Origin of the sequence: Pseudoalteromonas sp. BSi20439, assembly GCF_000241165.1 — a bacterium.
Lineage (GTDB): Bacteria > Pseudomonadota > Gammaproteobacteria > Enterobacterales > Alteromonadaceae > Pseudoalteromonas.
Genome location: NZ_BADW01000088.1, coordinates 1 through 6,025, shown reverse-complemented (window position 1 = coordinate 6,025; position 6,025 = coordinate 1). Strand labels below are relative to the sequence as shown.

General features: G+C 36.8%; 6 protein-coding genes and 1 pseudogene. 2 read left to right on the top strand and 5 right to left on the bottom strand.

The genetic code is table 11. The features are described from left to right. Positions 1 to 758 (bottom strand): 4-alpha-glucanotransferase (locus P20439_RS07935; protein ID WP_036933242.1); only part of this gene is annotated, 758 nt, incomplete at its 3' end. A gap of 9 nt (positions 759 to 767) precedes the next feature. Next, positions 768 to 1,070: an isoamylase early set domain-containing protein gene (locus tag P20439_RS07930; protein WP_008112507.1), complete on the bottom strand. Its 303-nt coding sequence runs from the start codon at positions 1,068 to 1,070 to the stop codon at positions 768 to 770. A 375-nt stretch (positions 1,071 to 1,445) separates the two neighbouring features. Here P20439_RS07930 and P20439_RS07925 point away from each other — a divergent pair. Beyond that, a pseudogene (locus tag P20439_RS07925) lies at positions 1,446 to 2,370 on the top strand (hypothetical protein). Between the two features lies 1 nt (position 2,371). On the opposite strand, the gene P20439_RS07920 reads toward P20439_RS07925, so the two are convergent. The 3 genes from P20439_RS07920 to P20439_RS07910 form a co-directional block, all read right to left on the bottom strand. Continuing rightward, positions 2,372 to 3,397, bottom strand: coding sequence for a GGDEF domain-containing protein (locus P20439_RS07920; RefSeq protein ID WP_008112503.1), 1,026 nt, complete (start codon positions 3,395 to 3,397; stop codon positions 2,372 to 2,374). Positions 3,398 to 3,545: 148 nt separating this feature from the next. Beyond that, a complete protein-coding gene (locus tag P20439_RS07915) occupies positions 3,546 to 3,920 on the bottom strand; it encodes a hypothetical protein (RefSeq protein ID WP_008112502.1) in 375 nt (124 codons plus the stop codon). Between the two features lie 256 nt (positions 3,921 to 4,176). After that, the gene (locus P20439_RS07910; RefSeq protein ID WP_008112501.1) at positions 4,177 to 4,605 is read right to left on the bottom strand and encodes an Lrp/AsnC family transcriptional regulator; all 429 of its coding nucleotides are present in this window, start codon (positions 4,603 to 4,605) and stop codon (positions 4,177 to 4,179) included. Positions 4,606 to 4,793: 188 nt separating this feature from the next. Here P20439_RS07910 and P20439_RS07905 point away from each other — a divergent pair, with 188 nt between their 5' ends. Further along, positions 4,794 to 5,999, top strand: coding sequence for an aspartate aminotransferase family protein (locus tag P20439_RS07905; RefSeq protein WP_008112500.1), 1,206 nt, complete (start codon positions 4,794 to 4,796; stop codon positions 5,997 to 5,999). The last annotated feature ends 26 nt before the right edge of the window (positions 6,000 to 6,025 follow it).

Below are 6,025 nucleotides of genomic sequence, written 5' to 3'. Positions count from 1 at the left end.
TGCACGGGGTTGTTAATACTATCGGGCGATAAGTTGATTGCTATATATAATGGGTTAAGTAAGGCGCGGTTACTTGGATTATAGGGACTAGCGCACTCTGGATTATCTGCAAATAATAAGTGCAGTGGATTAAGTAAAATATAATCCATTTTTTGTTTTGCACACAGCGTGGTTAATTCTAGTAAATCATTAAAGTCGCCAATCCCCATTCCAGCTTGGTTTTTTAATGTATATAACTGAATTGATAAGCCAAAGCGTTTTTTATCCGCAATTTGATACGCCTTTTCTGGTATAGACCAAATTTGTGTACTTGCTGATTGTTCACCCATGGTTAGCAACGCATCATAATAACCCGTAGGTAAATGGGTAAGTGGTAGTGCTATTTCAATATAGCGACAGCCATTTAAAAAATATTCACCTAATGGTGCATAGTGAGCAATTTGATCAAATTGCAGCTTTATATTTAATGCCGCTATATTAAGCGTAATTCTTTGGTGCGCGTCGGTTTCTTTAATACGTACTTTTAGCACATTGCTCAGCTGATTTACTAAGCTAATAGCCGGTGTAAGCGTTAACCAAGTAGCCGCATCTAATTGATAATTTAACTGTTCTATGAGCCCAGTATCATTGGTGTCAACGCCACAGCACTGCAGCGCTAACTTGCGAGTTTGTTCACTAAAAACAACGTGTTCGCCCGTATATTTAGTGTACTCATAGCCTATTCCATGCAAATAAAATAATTGCGATAGTGCGTCCATTCACCAACCTTAATTAATGCGCTGTGTATTTACTATACTATTTTCTGTACCAAAATTATTGGCGCTATAGCCATCAGCATGATGATCATTATCCCACTGCTTACCATTAATTAAATAACGAAAATGAAACTCTTTATCAACAGGCAAACGTTGTTTACATTTAAACACACCCAGCTTCTTATTGAGTTTCATCGGCATGGGCTGCCAATCATTAAACTCCCCAAGTAAACAGACATTATCAGCATCAGGGTGAGAAAATTCAAACGTGACTTCTGCTTCATTTTTTGTTTTAAAAAAGCGTTTATTCAACATAACAGGCTCCAACTAAACCGTAAGGGTTATTCATCTTTGCCACAGGCCAAACAGCTTAAATAGGCGATGTGGAATCCATTCATTCACATAAAAACAAGCTTAAAGTTAAGCAAAACTTTATTTACGCATTATTACAGTGCGGTATTTATTTTACCGCACCAGATTGGTGCAGTTTTTAACCATTTAAACAGGTTTTTAGGTAAGCTACTCTACTGAGCAATTATTAAACCAACTACACCCAATTACATTACTTTAACTACAATACACGCGTTATTATTTTTATTACTGCACTGAGGTTATAAAAACCTTTAGCTTAACAACATCATCAGCGATAATAATTATCTAACTAGCCAATGCGATGAATATTTAAAGACTATGATTAAAAAAAGCATTCTTATTACCTCTGTTATTGTTTTTATTACCATCATCGCTGTTGTTGGCAGTTCAATTTATACACTATATAGTAAAAAACTAGTTTCTGTAGACCCAAAGCTAAAAGAAATTTCAGGCATTGAGTTTGATAAATATAAACGTCTGTGGGCTATTAACGACAGCGGTGATGAGCCAAAGCTTTATCGTCTAAATAAAGACGGCTCTATTGCTAAAGAAATTTTAGTCAGCAACGCAAAAAACATTGATTGGGAGGACATGACGCAAAATAAGTTTGGTCATTTTTTCTTAGGCGACTTTGGCAATAATAAAAATGAACGTAAGTGGCTAACCATTTATAAAATAGAAAACCCTATTGATATCAAAACAAATACCACCGAAGCTGAAATTATCAAGTTCACTTATCCAGAATTAGACGGCAGCCCAATACAGCCTGAACAACGTAATTACGACTTAGAAGCTTTTGTGGCTTATGGTCGGCATTTATATTTATTTACTAAAAATCGTACAGAGCCATTCGATGGTATTACTAACGTTTATAAAGTAGGCGATCACGCAGCAAATTTTGACGCCCAGCTGATAGACTCGTTTAAAAACCTGCACCACTATGGAAAAGCTATGCTGGATCACCTCTGCAGCGCTCAGCCCAGATAGAAAAAAACTAGCACTACTAGATTCAACCAGCATTTGGCTGTTTGAAAACTTTAAAGGGGATAAATTTTTCTCTGGCGATGTTTATAAAATCGATCTTGGTATTGTGACTCAAAAAGAAGCGATCACCTTTTATGATGATAATACAATCGCCTTCACTGATGAGGAATTTAAAGGCATTGGTGGTAATGTTTATTTTTTAAAGCTCGACCAAGTGTCTAAAGTAAAAGTGCAGCGAAATCATACTCAACCGCAGTAACTTAAAATAGATCTATCTCTGAAGAATTAACTTGTACATTTATTAAGTTCTCGGCAAGCAAATCTTCATAGATACAATATTTATCTCGGCCATTATTTTTCGCATAATAAAGTGCTTTATCAGCGCTCTCTAGCACGGTGATGGGAAAATCATAAGGACTGATACGTGCTAAACCAGCACTGATGGTCATATTTTCAACAAAAGGAAACGATGTATTTCTGACAAGCTGAAGAAATTCAGCCATTTTATTACTAATAGACTCTGCATCTGTGGGCTCAAAAACAATCACAAACTCTTCCCCACCAAAGCGAAAAATTAAATCTGTTGCACGAAAAAAATGACGCATTTTTTGCGCTAATATCAGCAGTACTTCATCGCCACAGATATGACCATACTTGTCGTTTATATTTTTAAAGTGATCGATATCTAAAATAGCCAGCCAAGATGTTGATGCCTGTTTTGGCCGTCTTTTTTCTTCCTCTCGGACTGATCCATGTACTTTTAATACTTGCTTTTCAATCAGCTGTTTTATTTTTTTCTCAAATGTTTGTCTATTTAACAGCCCTGTTAATTTATCTCTTTCATTTTCATGAAGAATCACTAAATAGTTTTCAAAAATACGACAAAAAGCGTTCAATATTACCTGAGCTGAACTATCTAAACTATTTGAAACCACAAAAATTGCGGCAACTGTTTTTTCTTGGCGGGTAATGGGGAGCCAACGGCGTTCAATTCCATCGGCAGACTGAACAGTAATAATACAGGCAGAACGTAAACACGATAGAAGTTCATCCTCAGGCTGTGCAACAATTTGTCGTTGTACCCACTCGAATTGCTTTTCACCCGTGACTTTTAAGCAAAGACTTTGCTCAATAGTCAGTTGGCCTTGAACTTCTATATCTTTATAAACTGAGACTTCTTTACAGCCTATAAATTCTTGGATGGTCGATATCAAACTATATTCAAGAGAATCTACATCTCTATTTTTTGTTATTTTGATGACTGAATTCAGTAAATTTTCTTGCATTGTACTCCCTAAAGCAAACTGGGCGTTTGAGCATTAATAAAATTTAGCATAGACCACGCAGTGGAATATGCTAAATAAAAATTAAAGCATCAATGCTCATCCAGTTTAGGAGCCGCATTTTAATAGATTAAGAACTGTAAGTGCTATTTTAGCTATTGGTCATGCAATTAATAAACTTCTCAGAGAGCTGTGTTATAGCCACTTTATCAGTGTACATAGGCTCATTATTTTTTATTATAAACTCAGCACATTGTGCTTGAGATTGTTTGAATTTTTGCTTACATGAGTTTACCGATTCGCCAATTACTTCTTGGTAGATGCTTTCATCACACAAGCTATCGGCAAATTGACTCGCCCCAGTAATAATTTCATTAATGCTGACAGGAGAGGATTCTAATTTGAAGAATATATCGCTGTAAGTTTCAACCGTTATGCTCTGTGCAGGGTCAAATAAAGTCGCTTTTGCACTTAAATATGAGCCACCTATTAATAATGCCACAGCAGCCATTGTTGTGTATTTCATAACATTTCCTTGTAAAGTCTTAGCCCAGTGGTGCCAAAAACGTCCTATTTCACTCACACCTTATTAGCCAATGCTAATAAGATTAATAACTGTATTGATGAGATTTATTAAGTACTGGAAGATTGCAACAAATGCAGGGCAATAAGCCTATTGATTTGGTTAAAAACATTCCTTGTTCCTAATATCAAGTAGACTACAATCAAGTTAGCTTAAATGCAAATAATTAATGCTCACTGAATGTACTAAATAAATCGAATTAACGCTTAAATTTAGTCTCTAAAATAACCGATGAACGGGTACGCTCTACCCCATCTAAGTTACCAATATCATCCAGCAAGTGGCTCAGCTGCTCAAGATTTTGAGCCTCAACAATGGCAATTAAATCAAACTCACCACTAATTGCATACAACTGCGATATAGCATCTATTTGCTTTAACTCCACGTTGGTTTTAGTGGTTAGTTTTTGTTTAACCTTTATAGAAACATGTGCAGAAACTAAGCTATTTAAAAAGTCATCTCCAAAGTCAACGTTATACCCTTTAATTACCCCATTTTGCTCTAACTTAAGCATACGGCTTTGCACTGTTGAGCGGGATAAATTTAAATGCCTTGCCAAGTCAGAAATACTCGCACGAGCGTTCGTTTTTAGTACAGACAGTAGCTTTTCGTCTTGGGGAGTTATCATAATGCTAATAAATTTCGTTAATTTGGCTATTATTCTAATCATTTTTCACAAAATAGCACTGCAAATTTAATTCATAACCTTTGATAATGACTTTTTTAACAAGTAAAACGCATTGTATTGCTGAATAAGCCTGTGCTTATCGTTTTTTTCAGCAACGTATTTTTTAAGTGATTAATTTAGGTGTAAAAATGCAAGTAACCAGAGATTTATTTAACGACGTAATGGTCCCTAACTACAACCCATCAGCAGTTATTCCCGTTCGTGGTGAAGGCTCACGCGTGTGGGATCAAAATAATAACGAATTTATCGATTTTGCCGGTGGTATTGCGGTTAATTGTTTAGGTCATTGCCACCCTGCATTAGTAGCCGCACTTAAAGAGCAAGGTGAGAAAATTTGGCACTTAGCAAATGTAATGACCAATGAGCCCGCACTTCGTTTAGCTAAAAAAATGGTTGATGCGACCTTTGCTGAAAAAGTTTACTTTGCAAACTCAGGGGCTGAAGCAAACGAAGCAGCTTTAAAATTAGCGCGTCGCTTTGCACTGGACAAATTTGGCGCTGAAAAATCTAAAATTATTGCTTTTAATAAAGGCTTTCATGGCCGTACTTTTTTCACTGTAACAGTGGGTGGCCAAGCCGCTTACTCTGATGGTTTTGGTCCAAAACCTGCTGATATTGTTCATTGTGATTACAATGATATTGCCGCTTTTGAAGCCTTAATTGGTGATGATACTTGTGCGGTAATGATGGAGCCATTACAAGGTGAAGGTGGTATTGTGCCACCAACCAATGAATTTGCACAAAAAGTACGTGAGCTGTGTACTAAACACAACGCACTGCTTATTTTTGATGAAGTGCAAACTGGCGTTGGCCGTACAGGTCATTTATACGCATACGAAGGCCTAGATGTTATTCCTGACATTTTAACAACGGCTAAAGCATTAGGTGGCGGGTTCCCAATTGGCGCTATGATCACCACGACTGAAATTGCAGCACACCTAAAAATAGGGACTCATGGTTCTACCTACGGTGGTAACCCATTAGCATGTGCTGTTGCAGAAGCGGCATTTGATACAGTAAATACTCCTGTGGTTTTAAATGGTGTAAAAGAGCGTGAGCAAATGTTCCGTGATGGTCTAAATGCCATTAACGAAAAATACCATGTATTTAGTGAAATCCGTGGTAAAGGCTTACTGATTGGTGCGGTATTAAATGAGAAATTTGAAGGCCGTGCTCGCGACTTTTTAGTCGCAAGTGCTAACAACGGTTTAATGAATTTAGTAGCCGGAATGAACGTTATCCGCTTTACGCCTTCATTAGTGATCCCATTTGAGGATATTAAAGAAGGCTTAGCTCGCTTTGAAAAAGCAGTGAGTGAAGTTGTAAACGGTTAATCACTAAGTAAAACAAATAAAGCCTC